At 70.0% G+C, this 15,937-nt stretch carries 16 protein-coding genes; 14 read left to right on the plus strand and 2 right to left on the minus strand.

Annotated features, from left to right (window positions below; translation table 11 throughout):
- Positions 1–13: 13 nt before the first annotated feature.
- Positions 14–616 (plus strand): histidine phosphatase family protein, encoded by a 603-nt coding sequence (locus tag SOM11_RS10985; protein ID WP_192060126.1) that lies wholly within the window; start codon positions 14–16, stop codon positions 614–616.
- Between the two features lie 55 nt (positions 617–671).
- Here SOM11_RS10985 and SOM11_RS10990 read toward each other — a convergent pair whose 3' ends face one another.
- Complete coding sequence (locus SOM11_RS10990; protein ID WP_320478024.1) at positions 672–1,208, minus strand: GNAT family N-acetyltransferase; 537 nt, start codon at positions 1,206–1,208, stop codon at positions 672–674.
- A gap of 44 nt (positions 1,209–1,252) precedes the next feature.
- Between SOM11_RS10990 and dapB the strand changes: the two genes are divergently transcribed.
- Together dapB and SOM11_RS11000 are read left to right on the plus strand one after the other, a co-directional pair.
- Complete coding sequence (gene dapB / locus SOM11_RS10995; protein ID WP_243213780.1) at positions 1,253–1,984, plus strand: 4-hydroxy-tetrahydrodipicolinate reductase; 732 nt, start codon at positions 1,253–1,255, stop codon at positions 1,982–1,984.
- Between the two features lie 49 nt (positions 1,985–2,033).
- Positions 2,034–2,480, plus strand: a complete 447-nt coding sequence (locus SOM11_RS11000; protein WP_371740706.1) for a tetratricopeptide repeat protein — start codon at positions 2,034–2,036, stop codon at positions 2,478–2,480.
- 45 nt (positions 2,481–2,525) lie between these two features.
- Here SOM11_RS11000 and SOM11_RS11005 read toward each other — a convergent pair whose 3' ends face one another.
- The gene (locus SOM11_RS11005; RefSeq protein WP_320478025.1) at positions 2,526–3,431 is read right to left on the minus strand and encodes a TIGR01777 family oxidoreductase; all 906 of its coding nucleotides are present in this window, start codon (positions 3,429–3,431) and stop codon (positions 2,526–2,528) included.
- 152 nt (positions 3,432–3,583) lie between these two features.
- On the opposite strand from SOM11_RS11005, the gene thyX reads away from it, so the two are divergent.
- From thyX to miaB, 11 genes are all read left to right on the plus strand, one after another.
- Positions 3,584–4,351, plus strand: coding sequence for an FAD-dependent thymidylate synthase (gene thyX, locus SOM11_RS11010; protein WP_192060130.1), 768 nt, complete (start codon positions 3,584–3,586; stop codon positions 4,349–4,351).
- 72 nt (positions 4,352–4,423) lie between these two features.
- On the plus strand, positions 4,424–5,401 hold the full coding sequence (dapA, locus tag SOM11_RS11015) for a 4-hydroxy-tetrahydrodipicolinate synthase (RefSeq protein ID WP_192060131.1): 978 nt from the start codon (positions 4,424–4,426) through the stop codon (positions 5,399–5,401).
- A 63-nt stretch (positions 5,402–5,464) separates the two neighbouring features.
- Entirely contained in the window at positions 5,465–7,141 is a 1,677-nt protein-coding gene (locus tag SOM11_RS11020) for a ribonuclease J (RefSeq protein WP_320478026.1), read from the plus strand.
- A 78-nt stretch (positions 7,142–7,219) separates the two neighbouring features.
- Complete coding sequence (locus SOM11_RS11025; RefSeq protein ID WP_320478027.1) at positions 7,220–10,051, plus strand: DNA translocase FtsK; 2,832 nt, start codon at positions 7,220–7,222, stop codon at positions 10,049–10,051.
- A 1-nt stretch (position 10,052) separates the two neighbouring features.
- Positions 10,053–10,697 carry a CDP-diacylglycerol--glycerol-3-phosphate 3-phosphatidyltransferase gene (pgsA, locus tag SOM11_RS11030; RefSeq protein WP_320478028.1) on the plus strand — a complete coding sequence of 215 codons (645 nt, stop codon included), beginning with the start codon at positions 10,053–10,055 and terminating at the stop codon, positions 10,695–10,697.
- Positions 10,694–11,185, plus strand: a complete 492-nt coding sequence (locus tag SOM11_RS11035; RefSeq protein WP_320478029.1) for a nicotinamide-nucleotide amidohydrolase family protein — start codon at positions 10,694–10,696, stop codon at positions 11,183–11,185. Before pgsA ends, SOM11_RS11035 begins: the two co-directional genes overlap by 4 nt.
- A 146-nt stretch (positions 11,186–11,331) precedes the next feature.
- Entirely contained in the window at positions 11,332–11,640 is a 309-nt protein-coding gene (locus tag SOM11_RS11040; protein ID WP_192060135.1) for a helix-turn-helix domain-containing protein, read from the plus strand.
- A 123-nt stretch (positions 11,641–11,763) separates the two neighbouring features.
- Positions 11,764–11,988 (plus strand): DUF3046 domain-containing protein, encoded by a 225-nt coding sequence (locus SOM11_RS11045; protein ID WP_243213773.1) that lies wholly within the window; start codon positions 11,764–11,766, stop codon positions 11,986–11,988.
- A gap of 314 nt (positions 11,989–12,302) precedes the next feature.
- Positions 12,303–13,364, plus strand: a complete 1,062-nt coding sequence (gene recA / locus SOM11_RS11050; protein ID WP_192060137.1) for a recombinase RecA — start codon at positions 12,303–12,305, stop codon at positions 13,362–13,364.
- The gene (locus SOM11_RS11055) at positions 13,361–14,305 is read left to right on the plus strand and encodes a regulatory protein RecX (RefSeq protein WP_320478030.1); all 945 of its coding nucleotides are present in this window, start codon (positions 13,361–13,363) and stop codon (positions 14,303–14,305) included. The genes recA and SOM11_RS11055 overlap by 4 nt, the downstream gene beginning before the upstream one ends.
- 37 nt (positions 14,306–14,342) lie before the next feature.
- A complete protein-coding gene (gene miaB, locus SOM11_RS11060; RefSeq protein ID WP_320478031.1) occupies positions 14,343–15,926 on the plus strand; it encodes a tRNA (N6-isopentenyl adenosine(37)-C2)-methylthiotransferase MiaB in 1,584 nt (527 codons plus the stop codon).
- Positions 15,927–15,937: the final 11 nt, after the last annotated feature.

The following is a 15,937-nucleotide window of genomic DNA, read 5'->3' on the forward strand; positions in this document are numbered from 1 at the left end:
CCAGGAGACGACGGTGTCCCACTACCTCTACCTCGTGCGCCACGGCGAACAGCAGGACGCCGAGCACGGGCTGCCCGACGGTCCGCTCTCCGAGCGCGGCAAGCGTCAGGCGCGACTCATCGCCGAGCGCCTCGGCGGCGTGCCGTTCGACGCGGCCTGGCACTCGCCCCTCGAGCGGGCGGCCGAGACCGCGCGCATCATGACCGAGCGACTGCCCGCCCTCGAATCCCAGCCGTCGACGCTGCTCTTCGACTGTGTGCCGTCGGGGCCGACCCCCGACATGCCGGCGGCGTACAAGCCGTTCTTCGGCGGAGTCACCGAAGACGAGATCGAAGCCGGTCAGGCGCAGATGGCCGACGCCGTCTCCGAGTGGCTGACGCCCGCGCGCGACGACCGGCACGATCTGCTGATCACCCACAACTTCGTCATCGGCTGGTTCGTCCGCGAGGTCTTCGGGGCGCCGGCCTGGCGCTGGATGGGCGTCAACCAGGCCAACGCCGGTCTGACGATCATCCGCGTGCGCTCGGCGAAGCCGCCCGAGCTGGTCACCCACAACGACCTCGGGCATTTGCCCGTCGAGCTGCGGACGGGCCTGCCCGTCGACCAGTCGATCTGACCGAACGGTCCCAGCGGTCGGTCAGAGCCCTCGGTCCGATCGCTCGACCGACCGGTCAGCGGGCGGTCTTGCCGTACCAGGCGGTCGCGTTCGGGTTGTCGTTGTACGGCTCGATCAGCGAGTAGCCCGCTGCGCGGTAGAGGGCGCCGGCCGCCTCCAGGCTGTCGTTCGTGTCGAGCACGAGCTGCTCGGCGCCGAGGTCGATCGCGCGGCGCTCGAGCTCGGCGAGCACGAGACGACCGAGACCCCGACCGCGGGCGACGGGTCGCACGAAGAGGTGCTTGACCTCGTAGCGGACCCGACCGTCGGCGCCCGGCTCGAGTCGGCGGACACCGCCGCAGGCCAGCGCGTGGTCGCCGTCGGGTGTGACGTCGCCGACGCCTCCCGCGTCGCGGACGCTCGCGTCGGCCGCCCCGTCGGCGACGGCCACGACGAACACGCCGGCCGGGGGAGTGAAGGTCGCGTCGACCGGCGTGGCCGTGTGATAGCTGCCCTGCGCGACCGGGAACGTCGCGGCCCGCTCGTCGAAGTACTCCGACAGCAACGAGGAGACGGGGGTCGAGCTCACGGGCATCTCGCGGAATCGAGGCATCCCCCGATCGTATTCGACGGTCCGTCGCCCGGTAGGTTTGACCAATGACTTCCCGCATCGCCGTCGTCGGGGCCACGGGCACGCTCGGGGGCTTCATCGTCGATCTCATCGAGCGCACGCCCGACCTCGAGCTCCACGCCGGGCTCTCGTCCCGAGACGATCTCGACCGTGTCGTCGGGGCCGATCTCGTCGTCGACGTCACGCACCCGGCCGTGAGCCCCGGCATCGTCGAGCACGTCGTGCGGGCGGGCATCCCCGTGCTCGTCGGCACGTCGGGCTGGAGCGCCGAGCGCATCGCCCGCCTCTCGACGATCGTCGCCGACGTCGACGGCCCCGGTGTGCTGGTCGTCCCCAACTTCTCGCTCGGATCGGTGCTCGCGACCCGCTTCGCGACGATGGCCGCCCGGTTCTACGAGTCGGTCGAGATCGTCGAGACCCACCACCAGGGCAAGGTCGACTCCCCGTCGGGCACGGCGGTGCGGACCGCCGAGCTGATCGCCGAGGCGCGTCGTGATCTCGGGCCGGTCTCGGCCCCCTCGTCCGATCAGAGGGCCCGCGGGCAGCAGGTGGCGAGCGTGCCGGTGCACAGCCTCCGCCTCCGCGGGGTCGTCGCCAAGCAGGAGGTCGTCTTCGGCGGCGAGGGCGAGACCCTCACGCTCACGCACGACACGCTGTCTCAGCGCGCCTACGAGCAGGGGCTGCTCGTCGCGATGTCGGCCGCGCCGACCGTCAGCGGTGTCGTCGTGGGGCTCGACAGCGTCCTGCCCCTCGACTGATGCGCGCCCGCCGACCCCTGCGCGCCCGCCGACCGATGCGCGTCTGCCCGTGAAGGGCCGTGTCGCGGCCCTCGTGATGGCCGCCCTGCTCGTGCTCTACATCGTGCTGGTCGGTCAGCGGGCCGTCGCCCTCTTCGCCACGGGCGAGGCGGTCGCCGTCGGTCTCGGCGTGGGTCTCGTGGTCCTGCCGCTCCTCGGGGTCTTCGCCCTCGTGGCCGAGATCCGCTTCGGTCTGGCGACCCAGGCGATCGTGCGCGAGCTGGGCGCCGCCGACCAGCTGCCCGTCGACGACGTGCCGCGCAGGCCCTCGGGCCGGTACGACCGCGCCGCCGCCGACGAGGCCTTCCCGGCCTACCGCGAGGCGGTCGAGCAGGCCCCCGACGACTACCGCGCCTGGTTCCGGCTGGGTCTCGCCTACGATGCATGCGGTGATCGGCGTCGGGCACGACAGGCGATCCGCTGGGCCATCACGCTGCGTCGGCGCGGCAGGGCCTGACCCGCGCCTCCTCGGCTCTCCGGCCTGCGCCTCGTCGTCGACCCGTCAGAGACCGGCGGCGAGCGCGTCGACGGCTTCGTCGACCGTCCGGTGACGGAACACGAAGCCGTCGGCGAGCAGCTTCTCGGGCACGACCTGCTGGCTGAGCAGCAGCAGTTCGCGACCGGCCTCCTGCATCGCGGTCGAGATGACGAACTCGGGCACCGTGAGGGCGTACGGCTTCGACAGGTCGTGCGCGAGTCGACGCGTCAGGGCGTCGCTCGTCGCCGGGGTGGGTCCGGCCAGGTTGATCGGGCCGTCGAGCTCGGAGGCCATCACGTGGACGAACGCGGCCGCCTCGTCGTGCAGGCTGATCCACGGCCAGAACTGATCGCCGGTGCCGAGCCGCGAGCCGAGACCGAAGCGGGTGAGGGGGAGCAGGGGCGCGAGCGCGCCGCCGGGGCCCACGACGAGCCCGGTGCGCATCAGCGCGACCCGCACGCCGTCGGGTGCGGTCAGCGCGGTCCGCTCCCATTCGGCGACGACGTCGCTGAGGAACCCGGTGCCGCGTGGGCTCGACTCGGTCAGCCGGTCGCCGGGGCGGTCGCCGTAGATCCCGACGGCCGAGCCGCTGAGGAAAACCGTGGGCGGCGTCGACGCGGCGCGCATGCCCGCGACGAGAGTCCGGGTGGCGTCGACCCTCGAGCCGACGATCTCGCGCTTGTAACCGCGGGTCCAGGGCAGACGGCCCAGGGAGGCGCCCGACAGGTTCACGACGACGTCCGCTCGGTCGAACAGGGTCGTGTCGACGACTCCGGCCGAGGGGATCCAGGTGAACTGCGTGTCGTCGCGCGGTTCGCCGCGGACGAGCGAGAGCACGGTGTGACCGGCGGCGCGCAGCTGGGTCGAGAGCTCGGTGCCGATCAGGCCGGAGGCTCCGGCGATCAGGACCGTCCGGGGGGCGTCGTTCATGGGTCCTGCTCTCGATCGGCGGCGAGGCGCGACCGCGCCCTCCTCGAGAGCCTAGGCGCGCCTCCTCGGTGTCGACCGGGTGCCGAGGAGGCGCGGTGCGGGTCCGTCGGTCGCCCTCGGAGCACCCCGTCACCGGTTGTAGAGTCGACGCCGTGACCGATGCCGAACCCCTCGCCCCGTCCACCCCCGAATCCGCCGTCGAGTTCCGCTCCGACGTGACCGTCGAGCTGGTCCGGTCGAGCGCCCACGACTCCGACGTCCTCTTCGCCGCCCGCGTCTCGACCATGGGCGAGCTGACCCTCGACGGCGCGCAGGCGTCCGCCGACGGCGCCCAGGCGACCAAGGGCGCCGGGCTCATCAACTACCTGATGCGCGACCGCCACGGTTCGCCGTTCGAGCACAACTCGATGACCTTCTACGTCCAGGCGCCGATCTTCGTCTTCCGCGAGTTCATGCGGCACCGCATGGCGAGCTACAACGAGGAGAGCGGCCGCTACCGCGAGCTGAACCCGGTCTTCTACGTCCCCTCCGCGCAGCGCAACCTGCAGCAGGTCGGCAAGCCCGGCGCCTACGACTTCCTGCCCGGCACCCCCGAGCAGAGCGAGCTCGTGCGCGCCGAGACCGAGCGCACCTCGCGCGAGGCGTACGCCTCGTACAAGCGCATGCTCGACGCCGGGGTCGCCCGCGAGGTCGCCCGCATCGTCCTGCCGCTGAACATCTACTCGTCGATGTACGTCACGGTCAACGCGCGGTCGCTGATGAACTTCCTCAGCCTGCGGACCAAGCGCGAGGGCACGCACTTCCCGTCGTTCCCTCAGCGCGAGATCGAGATGTGCGCCGAGAAGATGGAAGACATCTGGGCGGAGCTCATGCCGCTCACGTACGCCGCGTTCGGCACGAACGGTCGCGTCGCGCCCTGAGCGCCGAGAGGCGGGGACGGCGCTCCGGCCCGTCCCCGCCTCGCCGCCGACGAGAGCAAGTACGCTGGTTCCGTGTCGAACATCATCAACCCCTTCGGTCAGGTCCTCGTGGCCCTCGTCACCCCCTTCACCGCAGACGGGGAGGTCGACTGGCCGGCCGTCGAGAAGCACATCGACGACTGCATCACCGCCGGGGCGGACGGCATCGTGGTCACCGGCACCACGGGCGAGACCAGCACCCTGACCGACCCCGAGAAGCTCCGTCTCGTCGAGGTCGGCAAGTCCGTCTCGGCTGGGCGCGCCAAGATCATCACGGGCGGCGGGTCGAACGAGACCGCCCACGCGATCCAGCTCTACAAGGCCAGCGAGAAGGCCGGCGCCGACGGCGTCATGATCGTCACCCCGTACTACAACAAGCCGACGCAGGCCGGTGTGCTCACGCACTTCCGCATGATCGCCGACGCGACCGACCTGCCCGTCATCCTCTACGACATCCCCGGTCGCACCGGCATCCCGATCAAGTACGAGACGATCCTCCGCGCGGCCAAGCACCCGAACATCGTCGCGGTCAAAGACGCGAAGGGCGACTTCTCCGAGGTCAGCCGGGTGCTGAACCAGACCGACCTGCTCTACTTCTCCGGCGACGACGCCAACGTGCTGCCGCACCTGGCCATCGGCGCCTCGGGCCTCATCGGCGTCACGGCCAACATCGCCGCGGCCCCGTACCGCACCATCGTCGACGCGGTCAACGCTGGCGACCTGCACACGGCGACCCAGGCCCACCAGATGCTCGAACCGCTCGTCCGCGCGGTCATGACGCACGTGCCCGGCACGGTCGCGGCCAAGTACATCCTGCACGGGCTGGGTCGCATCTCGAGCCCGCGCGTCCGACTGCCCCTCGTCGGCCCCGAAGACAGCGAGGCCGCCCTCATCGAAGACGAGCTCGCGCACGTCGGCGCCATCCCGGGGCTCGACCTCAGCCGGTTCCGACCCGATCGCAACGCCGCGGCGGGTGGCGCCCTGCCCAAGGTGCACGGCACGACCCGCTGAGCCGCGCCTCCTCGGTCGCCGCGACATCCCGGGGCTCGAGCCCCACCACTCCCGAAGGACCTCATGCCCGTCACGATCCAGACCCCGCCGCCGCTCGAAGACGGCACGCTCCGCGTCATCCCGGTGGGCGGTCTGGGCGAGATCGGTCGCAACATGACCGTCTACGAGATCGACGGCAAGCTGCTCGTGGTCGACTGCGGGGTGCTCTTCCCCGAAGAGCACCAGCCGGGCGTCGATCTGATCCTCCCCGACTTCGCGCCGATCCGCGACCGGCTCGACGACATCCTGGCCGTGGTGCTGACGCACGGTCACGAAGACCACATCGGCGCCGTGCCGTATCTTCTGCGGCTGCGGGCCGACATCCCGCTGATCGGCTCGCAGCTGACGCTCGCGTTGATCGAGGCGAAGCTCAAGGAGCATCGCATCAGCCCGTACACCCTCACGGTCGCCGAGGGCGGACGCGAGACGCTCGGGCCGTTCGAGCTCGAGTTCGTGGCGGTCAACCACTCGATCCCCGACGCCCTCGCCGTCGCCATCCGCACCTCCGCCGGTCTGGTGCTGCACACCGGCGACTTCAAGATGGACCAGCTGCCCCTCGACGGGCGGATCACCGACCTGCGCGCCTTCGCCCGGCTCGGCGAAGAGGGGGTCGATCTCTTCCTCCCCGACTCGACGAACGCCGACGTGCCCGGTTTCACCGCTCTCGAGCGCGACATCGGACCGGTGCTCGACGACGTCATCCGGCGGGCTCCCCGGCGCGTGGTCGTGGCGAGCTTCTCCAGTCACGTGCACCGCGTGCAGCAGGTGCTCGACGCGGCCCACGCCAACGGTCGCCGGGTCGCGTTCATGGGTCGGTCGATGGTCCGCAACATGGGCATCGCGGCCGACCTCGGGTACCTGACGGTGCCCGACGGGGTGCTGATCGACGCGAAGAAGGCGCGAGACCTGCCCGACGACCGCATCGTCTACATGAGCACGGGATCGCAGGGCGAGCCGATGGCCGTGCTGGCTCGCATGGCCAACCTCGAGCACCAGATCGAGATCGGCGCCGACGACACGATCATCCTCGCGTCGAGCCTCATCCCGGGCAACGAGAACGCGGTGTACCGCGTGATCGACGGGCTGACGAAGCTCGGGGCGAAGGTCGTCCACAAGGGCAACGCGAAGGTGCACGTGTCAGGGCACGCCTCGGCGGGCGAGCTGCTGTACTGCTACAACGTGCTCCGGCCGAAGAACGTCCTGCCCGTGCACGGGGAGCACCGCCACCTGTACGCCAACGCCGCCCTGGCTCAACGAACGGGTGTGGCGCCCGGCAACACGATCCTCGGCCAGGACGGCGTCGTCGTCGACCTCCGCGACGGGATCGCCCGAGTCGTCGGGCAGCTCGACCTGGGCTTCGTCTACGTCGACGGCTCGACCGTGGGCGAGATAACCGACGCCGATCTGAAAGACCGACGCATCCTGTCCGAAGAGGGCTTCATCTCGGTCTTCGTCGCCATCGACGCGTCCACCGGCCAGGTCGTCGTCGGCCCCGAGATCCAGTCGCGAGGGTTCGCCGAAGACGACCGGGTCTTCGACGACGTCGCCCCGAAGATCGTCGCGGCCCTCGCCGAGGCGGCTGAGAACGGCGTGCGCGACACCCACGCCTTCAGTCAGGTCGTGCGACGGACGGTGGGTCGCTGGGTCAACACGAAGCACCGGCGCCGACCGATGATCGTGCCGGTCGTCATCGCCGTCTGAGGTCGCCTCCCGGTCGGGCACCCGGACACACGCGACCGGATCCGACCGGCGTCGGTGGTGGGCGGTACCGTGGAGCCCATGGCCACGCCCACGAAGTCGACCCCGCGCTCCCGCTCGGGCTCGCGTGCGTCCTCGGCGCGTGACGCGACCAAGGCCACCAAGAAGCTGCCCACCACGCCGGCGCCCGCGCCCGCCCGAGAGGGGCCGAACCCGCTCGCGGCGGCCTGGATGGGGCTGGCGCACATGACCGGCGCCGCATTCCGGCTGCTGGGCCGCGAGACGCTCGACAAGAGCGAGCGTCGAGACGGCGTGCCGTTCTTCCTCGTGCTCCTGGCGATCGCCGGGGGTGTCGTCGAGTGGCTGAACCCGACCAGTCCCCTCGCGATCGGCTTCGACGCGTACACGTTCGGCGGTCTCTTCGGCCGGGTGGCCTACGCCCTGCCGGTCATCATGATCCTCTTCGCGGGGTGGCTCTTCCGGCATCCCTCCTCGGTCCACGACAACACGCGCATCGGCATCGGGCTGGGTCTGTCGCTCGTGTCGATCAGCGCCCTCTGCCACATCTTCGGGGGTCAGCCCGAGGCCTCCGACGGCATGCCGGCCCTCGCCACCGGGGGAGGGGTCCTCGGCTGGGTCGTCGCATCCTGGCTCGTCGCCCTGGCCACCGAGTGGGTGGCGGTCCCGCTGGTCGTCGTCCTGCTCGCCTTCTCGATCCTGATCATCACCAAGACGCCGCCGAACCGCATCGGTCGTCGACTCGGCGAGCTCTACTCGTACCTCTTCGGCGAGACCGTCGACGACCGGGCGGCTGCGGCGGCGGCCGCCGCCGGGTCCGCCGACGCGGGCGGCGAGCCGGAGGCGTTGCCCTGGTGGCGGGGCAACCCCCGGCAGCGCGAAGACGACCCGGCGTACGACACCCCGCTCGTCCGGCCCGCCGCCGCGACCGCTCCGACCGAGGTGATCGGCCGCCGCAAGAAGCGCCGACCGGCGTTCGAAGAGCTCGACACGACCCCGGCCGCACCGCCCGTTCCCCAGGCGTCTCCCGCCACGGCCGAGACCGACGTCTTCTCCTCCGACCTCCTGGCCGATCTCGACCGGGCCGAAGACGCCGTCCGCGCCCAGGGCATCGACATCCCCCTGCACCCCGAGCCCACCCCGGCGACGACCGTCCTCCCCGTCCCTGTCCCCGTCCCCGAGGCCATCCCCGCCGAGGGCGAGAGCGACGCCGCCTCCGCGTTCCTCGCCCCCGACCTCGACGAGCCGGCGCCTCCGTCGCTCGAGTCCGTCGACCCGTCCGCCGACGACGTGCCCTATCGTCTACCGGCCGTGACGACCCTCGCCGTCGGCGAGCCCGCGAAGGCCCGCAGCGAGGCCAACGACGCCATCGTCGCCTCGATCACCTCTGTGCTCGACCAGTTCAACGTCGACGCCAAGGTGACCGGTCTCAAGCGCGGCCCCACGGTCACCCGCTACGAGATCGAACTCGGTCCCGGCGTCAAGGTCGAGCGAGTGACAGCGCTCACCAAGAACCTCGCGTACGCCGTCGCCTCGAACGAGGTGCGCATCCTGTCGCCCATCCCTGGCAAGAGCGCCATCGGGGTGGAGATCCCGAACACCGACAAGGAGATCGTCGCCCTCGGCGACGTGCTCCGGTCGTCGGCCGCCGCCAAGAGCACCCACCCCATGACCATCGGCGTGGGCAAGGACGTCGAGGGCGGTTACGTCGTCGCGAACCTCGCGAAGATGCCGCACCTCCTGGTCGCGGGTGCCACCGGCTCGGGCAAGTCGAGCTTCGTCAACTCGATGATCACCTCGCTGCTGATGCGCGCCAAGCCGGCCGACGTCCGCATGGTGCTCATCGACCCGAAGCGCGTCGAGCTCTCGATCTACGCCGGCGTGCCGCATCTCATCACCCCCATCATCACGAACCCGAAGAAGGCGGCCGAGGCGCTGCAGTGGGTCGTCAAAGAGATGGACATGCGTTACGACGACCTGGCCAGCTTCGGGTTCAGGCACATCGACGACTTCAACCGCGCCGTGGTCAACGACGAGATCGTGCTGCCTGCGGGCAGCGCTCGCACGTTGAAGCCCTACCCCTATCTCCTCGTCGTCGTCGACGAGCTGGCCGACCTCATGATGGTCGCGCCGCGTGACGTCGAAGACAGCATCGTGCGCATCACCCAGCTGGCCCGCGCCTCCGGCATCCACCTGGTGCTCGCGACCCAGCGTCCGTCGGTCGACGTCGTGACGGGCCTGATCAAGGCCAACGTCCCCTCGCGGTTCGCGTTCGCCGTCTCGAGCGTCACCGACTCCCGCGTCATCCTCGACCAGCCCGGCGCCGACAAGCTCATCGGCCAGGGTGACGGGCTGTTCCTCCCGATGGGTGCGTCCAAGGCGATGCGTGTGCAGGGCGCCTGGGTGCAAGAGAGCGAGATCGCCCAGGTGGTCGCGCACGTGACCCGTCAGGCCCGTCCCGACTACCGACCGGACGTCGCGGCCGTCGTCGAGAAGAAGGAGATCGACGGCGACATCGGCGACGACCTCGAGCTGCTGCTCGCCGCCGTCGAACTGGTGGTCAGCACGCAGTTCGGATCGACCTCGATGCTGCAGCGGAAGCTGCGGGTGGGCTTCGCCAAGGCGGGGCGCCTGATGGACCTCATGGAGTCCCGCGACATCGTGGGTCCTTCCGAGGGGTCGAAGGCCCGCGACGTCCTCGTGACGACCGAGCAGCTGTCGGGTGTCCTGACGAAGATCCGCGGCGGCGGCGATGCCGGTCCGGCGCAGCCCGGTCGAGGCGGAGCCGGGGCGGCCATCGACGACGACCCCGTCGAGGCGATGACGCGGGGTTACGCCGAGGTCGACGACGACGAGGGGTCGGAAGACGCCTGGAACCTCACCGGGAGAGACTGACGTGACCGACAGCGACCGCAGCGACGGCGCCCCCCGCGGCGCGACCTTCCCCTTCCGAGGCCGGGTGGCCCGCCGAGGCCCCGGCCCGGCGAGCACAGCCAACATCGCCAACATCATCACCGTGGTGCGCATCCTCATGGCGCCGCTGTTCATGGCGTGGCTCCTCATCGACGACGGCGCCGACGGCTCGTTGCGCATCGCCGCGGCCGCGCTGTTCGTGGTCGCCATCCTCACCGACAGCCTCGACGGCATGCTCGCCCGGGGTCTCGACCTCGTCACCGACTTCGGCAAGATCGTCGACCCGATCGCCGACAAGGTCCTCATCGGCGGGGCCCTCGTCTCCCTCTCGATCCTCGGCGAGCTCCCGTGGTGGGTGACGGCTCTCATCCTCGTCCGCGAGATCGGCATCACCGTGTTCCGATTCGCCGTCATCCGTGATCGGGTCATCCCCGCGTCCCGGGGCGGCAAGCTCAAGACCGTCCTGCAGGCCGTCGCCGTGACCCTCGCGCTCTTCCCGCTCTGGAACCTCCTCGGGCCGGGAATGCACTGGGTCAACGGAGTCCTCATGACGGCCGCGGTCGTGGCGACCCTGGTCTCCGGGCTCGACTACCTGAGGGTGGCGGCGAAGCACGGTCGACCGTCATGACGCTCGCCGGCGACGTCGTCGCCGAGCTCACCCGTCGACGGCTCACGATCGGCGTGGCCGAGTCGCTCACCGGCGGCCTGCTGATCGCCGAGCTGATCGCCGTGCCCGGAGCATCCGCGGTCGTCCGCGGCGGTGTCGTCGCCTACCAGACGGAGTTGAAGCACACCCTGCTCGGCGTCGACGCCCGACTGCTCGCCGACCGCGGGCCCGTCGACCCCGACGTGGCCGAGGCCATGGCGGCGGGAGTACGCGGGGTGGTCGAGACCGGCGGCACCCCCACCGACATCGGCCTCGCGACCACCGGTGTCGCCGGCCCCGGTCCGCAGGGCGGCCACGATCCCGGTGTCGTCTTCGTCGGTGTCGCCTGGGGAGACGAGACGCGGGTGGTGGCCCTCGACCTGACGGGAGACCGCGAGGCCATCCGACGGGGCACCGTCTCCGAATCACTCACGGCTCTGCACTCGTGGTTGGTCGACACGAGGGAATAGTCCGCGTTTCGGTCTCGTTACATCTGGCAGGTTCACAAGGGTCGCACAGTCCCCGCTGGTTACAGTTACAGCCAACTGCGCTTTAGTATCACCATCCCACCCCCCGACAGTCCGTCAGGGTGGGCGTCCGTTCGGAGGAGGGTCCCATGGTTCTGGTTCGTCAAGAAATCGGAGACGTCCTGCGCGACTTCCGGCTGCAGAAGGGCCGCACCCTCCGCCAGGTCGCGAGCAAGGCGAGCGTGGCCCTCGGGTACCTCAGCGAGGTCGAGCGCGGTCAGAAAGAGGCCAGCTCCGAGATCCTCGCCTCCGTCGCCGATGCGCTCGAGACTCCCATCTCGGTCATCATGCGCGAGGTCGGCGACCGCATGGCCGTCATCGAGGGTCTCAATCCCATCCCCGACACGCTCCCCGACGAGCTCGTCGCCGAGTTCGACACCGATCTCGCGGTGCGCTGAGTCCCCACCCCGTCACGAACGCCCCCGGTCCTCCGACGGGGGCGTTCGTCGTCTCCTGAGCCCCTCCGGAGGCGCGGCGCAGCTGAGCACGCCGCCCCGTCGACAGAGAGGTACCCTCCACTGATGCGCAAGAGCGAGTTCCACCGAGCCGTCGTCGACCAGTTCGGCGAGGCGTACGGGCGCATCCTGATGCGCGATCTCGTGATGTCGGCCGTGGGCGAGCTCACCGCCGAGCAGGCTCTCGTGCAGGGCGTCCCGCCGAGAGACGTCTGGCTCGCGCTCTGCGACGCCGAGGGCGTACCGGAGTCGAGACGGCATGGTGTCGGTCTACCCGCGCCTCGTCGTTGAGGCTCGACGTCGCACCTCCGCCCGTCTGCCCGTGATCGTGCGGATGTTCGACACGCCGCGCCATGGAAGTCGAACATGTGTTCGTACCGGTGATAGCGTCCTCCCCAGGACCTGATCGGTCCGAGAACTCCACTTCGGTGGCCGGCGTCGACTCCGATGTCGGTGGTCGTCCGTAGCGTTCTCGTATCGACGTTCCCGCCGCCGGAGTGACCGGCGGCACCAGCCTTGTCGTAGCGACGAAGACCTTGTCCCACCGGTCGGCGGCGACGCGACAGCCTACAGGCGCACGGACGACCACCACGAAGGAGAACATCATGCCCTCAGCAGAGAACCGCGAGAAGGCCCTCGAGACCGCACTCGCCCAGATCGACCGCCAGTTCGGCAAGGGCGCCGTCATGCGTCTCGGCAGCGACGAGCGTGCTCCCGTGGCCGTCATCCCCACCGGCTCGATCGCGCTCGACGTCGCGCTCGGAATCGGGGGCATCCCCCGTGGCCGCATCGTCGAGATCTACGGCCCCGAGTCGTCCGGTAAGACCACGCTGACCCTGCACGCGATCGCCAACGCGCAGCGCAACGGCGGCATCGCGGCCTTCATCGACGCCGAGCACGCACTCGACCCCGAATACGCGAGAAAGCTCGGCGTCGACATCGACGCGCTCCTCGTCTCGCAGCCCGACACGGGTGAGCAGGCCCTCGAGATCGCCGACATGCTCGTCCGGTCCGGCTCCATCGACCTCATCGTCATCGACTCCGTGGCGGCTCTGGTGCCGCGGGCCGAGATCGAGGGCGAGATGGGCGATTCGCACGTCGGGCTCCAGGCGCGACTCATGTCTCAGGCGCTCCGCAAGCTGACGGGTGGTCTGAGCCAGACCGGTACCACGATGATCTTCATCAACCAGCTGCGCGAGAAGATCGGCGTGTTCTTCGGCAGCCCCGAGACGACAGCCGGTGGTAAGGCCCTCAAGTTCTACGCCTCGGTGCGTCTCGACATCCGCCGCATCGAGACCCTCAAAGACGGCACCGACGCAGTCGGCAACCGCACAAGGGTCAAGGTCGTCAAGAACAAGATGGCGCCGCCCTTCAAGCAGGCCGAGTTCGACATCCTCTACGGTGTCGGCATCTCCCGAGAGGGCAGCCTGATCGACTTCGGCGTCGAGCACGGCATCGTCCGCAAGTCCGGCGCCTGGTACACCTACGAGGGCGACCAGCTCGGCCAGGGCAAAGAGAACTCGCGCAACTTCCTCCTCAACAACAAGGCCATCGCCGACGAGATCGAGCACAAGATCCTCGCCAAGCTCGGTGTCGGTGGTGCCAAGGCCGTCGAAGAACCCGTCGCATCGATCGAGACCAAGATCGCCGCACGGAAGGGCGCATGACCACGTCCGGCGACGGCGACTCGACGGTCGACTTGGCTCCGGTCACCCCGCTGTTCGGTCGCCGAGGGGCGTCGAAGCCCGCTGCCGGCGGCAGTGCTCCTCAAGACGAGTGGGCCGATGCGGCGCCGAGTGACGACGAGGTCGGCCATGAGTCGACCGCAGATGATGTCGCCGCCGAGTCGACGAGTCACGGCGTAGACGACGTCTCCCGATTCGTAAGCGCCCGTTCGGAGTCGGAGTCGGAGTCGGAGCCGGAGCCCCAGTCGGGCCACGAGTCGGCCTCGGCTCGAGCTTCGAAGCGCAAGCCGGCTTCGGTCCCGGCCGAGTCTGACGCTGTCCGGTCGACTGCGGCCGCCCTGGCCGCGATCACCGATCACTGGTCCGGGCCGAGAGCGGTCGACACGCTCGACCCGGTCGACGAAGACGACGAGCCCGAACCAGAGCCCGAGGGGCTCGACGCGCAGCGGAGCCGAGCCGAGAACATCAGCATGCATGCCCTCGCGCGCCGAGGGGTTTCCTCCGCTGAGATGGCCTCTCTTCTGGCAGCCCGTGACCTCGACGAGCAGGTCGTCAGCGACGAGGTCGAACGACTCGAGGGTGTCGGTCTGCTCAACGACCGGGAGCTCGCGGAGAACCTGGTGCGCAGCAAGCATGAGCGCAAGGGCCTCGGTCGCGGCGCTGTCACGAGCGAGCTCCGCAGTCGCGGCATCGCGCCCGAGCTCATCGAGCAGGCGATGTCCGAGATCGACGACGACGACGAGCAGTCACGCGCCGACGAGTGGGCGCTGAAGCGCGCCACGTCGTTGCAGGGGCTCGATCAGGCGACCGCGGAGCGGCGTCTGAACGGGTACCTGATGCGCCGCGGCTATCGGTCCGAGACGATCCGTCGGGCGGTGGAGAAGGCTCTTCCTCGCGGTCGGGGCGGCGTCCGCTTCCGATGATCGGTCGACCGGGGCCGCGGCCGTAGACTCTCCGACTATGTCGACGGTTCTCCCCGCCCCGGTCTCCGAAGCCCGAGTAGACGGCCTCGCGGCTCCCGCGCGTCGCACCTACGAGGTGCGGACGTTCGGGTGCCAGATGAACGTGCACGACAGCGAGCGTCTGAGCGGATCCCTCGAGGCCGCCGGCTACGAGCCGGCCGTCGACGGTGAAGCGGATGTCGTCGTCATCAACACCTGCGCCGTCCGAGAGAACGCCGACAACAAGCTCTACGGCACATTGGGGCGGCTGGCGGGCGTCAAGCGGCGGCGGGAGGGCATGCAGATCGCCGTGGGCGGATGCCTCGCGCAGAAAGACAAAGAGGCCGTCCTCGAGCGCGCGCCCTGGGTCGACGTCGTCTTCGGCACCCACAACGTCGGGGCGCTGCCGACGCTCCTCGAGCGTTCTCGGCATAACGACGAGGCGCAGGTCGAGATCCTCGAATCGCTCGATGTGTTCCCCTCGACCCTGCCGGCCAAGCGCGACTCGGTCAGCTCCGGCTGGGTCTCCATCTCGGTCGGCTGCAACAACACCTGCACCTTCTGCATCGTGCCGACGCTGCGCGGCAAAGAGCGCGATCGGCGCCCGGGCGACATCCTCGCCGAGGTCCGCTCCCTCGTCGACGACGGCGCCGTCGAGGTGACCCTGCTCGGTCAGAACGTCAACTCCTACGGGGTCGAGTTCGGCGACCGCCTCGCTTTCGGCAAGCTCCTCCGTGCCGTCGGCGCCATCGACGGCCTCGAGCGCGTCCGTTTCACCAGCCCGCACCCGGCCGCCTTCACCGATGACGTCATCGACGCCATGGCCGAGACCCCTGCGGTGATGCCGCAGCTGCACATGCCCCTCCAGTCGGGGTCCGATGCGATCCTCCGATCGATGCGACGCAGCTATCGCAGCGCGAAGTTCCTGGGCATCATCGACCGGGTCCGGGCCGCGATGCCCGACGCGGCGATCTCGACGGACATCATCGTGGGCTTCCCGGGTGAGACCGAAGCCGACTTCGTCGACACGCTCCGAGTGGTCGAGGAGGCGCGTTTCGCCTCGGCTTTCACCTTCCAGTACTCCGTCCGACCCGGCACGCCCGCGGGGGAGATGGCCGATCAGATCCCCAAAGAGATCGTCCAAGAACGCTACGAGCGGCTGACGGCCCTCCAAGACCGGATCTCCTTCGACGAGAACCGCGCTCTCGTCGGCCGAAGGGTCGAAGTGCTCATCTCGGCGACCGAGGGTCGGAAGGACGCCGAGACCCGCCGGCTGTCCGGTCGGGCCGAAGACAGCCGTCTCGTCCACCTCGACGTCCCCGACGGAGTCGAGGCGCCTCGACCGGGCGATGTCGTGACGGTCGACGTGACCGGGGCGGCTCCCTTCCATCTCCTCGCCGAGTCGTCGATCGGCTCCGTCTTCGACGTGCGACGCACGCGGGCAGGCGACGCCTACGACCGCGCCCAGGCCGACTCGTGCGGGGTGCCGGCGTCCGCGACCGGCTCGACCGGCGCCTCCGGGGCACCGAGGGTGTCGTTGGGTCTGCCGACCCTGCGCGTGTCGACGACGCCCATCTACGACGCCGCCGACGGTCTCCGCTGAGTCCGCGGGGT

Source organism: Frigoribacterium sp. CFBP9029 (assembly GCF_034045305.1).
GTDB lineage: Bacteria > Actinomycetota > Actinomycetes > Actinomycetales > Microbacteriaceae > Frigoribacterium.

Coding starts and splice junctions, on each gene's coding strand:
- SOM11_RS10990 (WP_320478024.1), bottom strand. CDS start 1,208: ATGCCTCGATTCCGCGAGATGCCCGTGAGCTCGACCCCCGTCTCCTCG.
- dapB (WP_243213780.1), top strand. CDS start 1,253: ATGACTTCCCGCATCGCCGTCGTCGGGGCCACGGGCACGCTCGGGGGC.
- SOM11_RS11005 (WP_320478025.1), bottom strand. CDS start 3,431: ATGAACGACGCCCCCCGGACGGTCCTGATCGCCGGAGCCTCCGGCCTG.
- SOM11_RS11020 (WP_320478026.1), top strand. CDS start 5,465: ATGCCCGTCACGATCCAGACCCCGCCGCCGCTCGAAGACGGCACGCTC.
- SOM11_RS11025 (WP_320478027.1), top strand. CDS start 7,220: ATGGCCACGCCCACGAAGTCGACCCCGCGCTCCCGCTCGGGCTCGCGT.
- SOM11_RS11035 (WP_320478029.1), top strand. CDS start 10,694: ATGACGCTCGCCGGCGACGTCGTCGCCGAGCTCACCCGTCGACGGCTC.
- SOM11_RS11040 (WP_192060135.1), top strand. CDS start 11,332: ATGGTTCTGGTTCGTCAAGAAATCGGAGACGTCCTGCGCGACTTCCGG.
- SOM11_RS11045 (WP_243213773.1), top strand. CDS start 11,764: ATGCGCAAGAGCGAGTTCCACCGAGCCGTCGTCGACCAGTTCGGCGAG.
- recA (WP_192060137.1), top strand. CDS start 12,303: ATGCCCTCAGCAGAGAACCGCGAGAAGGCCCTCGAGACCGCACTCGCC.
- SOM11_RS11055 (WP_320478030.1), top strand. CDS start 13,361: ATGACCACGTCCGGCGACGGCGACTCGACGGTCGACTTGGCTCCGGTC.
- miaB (WP_320478031.1), top strand. CDS start 14,343: ATGTCGACGGTTCTCCCCGCCCCGGTCTCCGAAGCCCGAGTAGACGGC.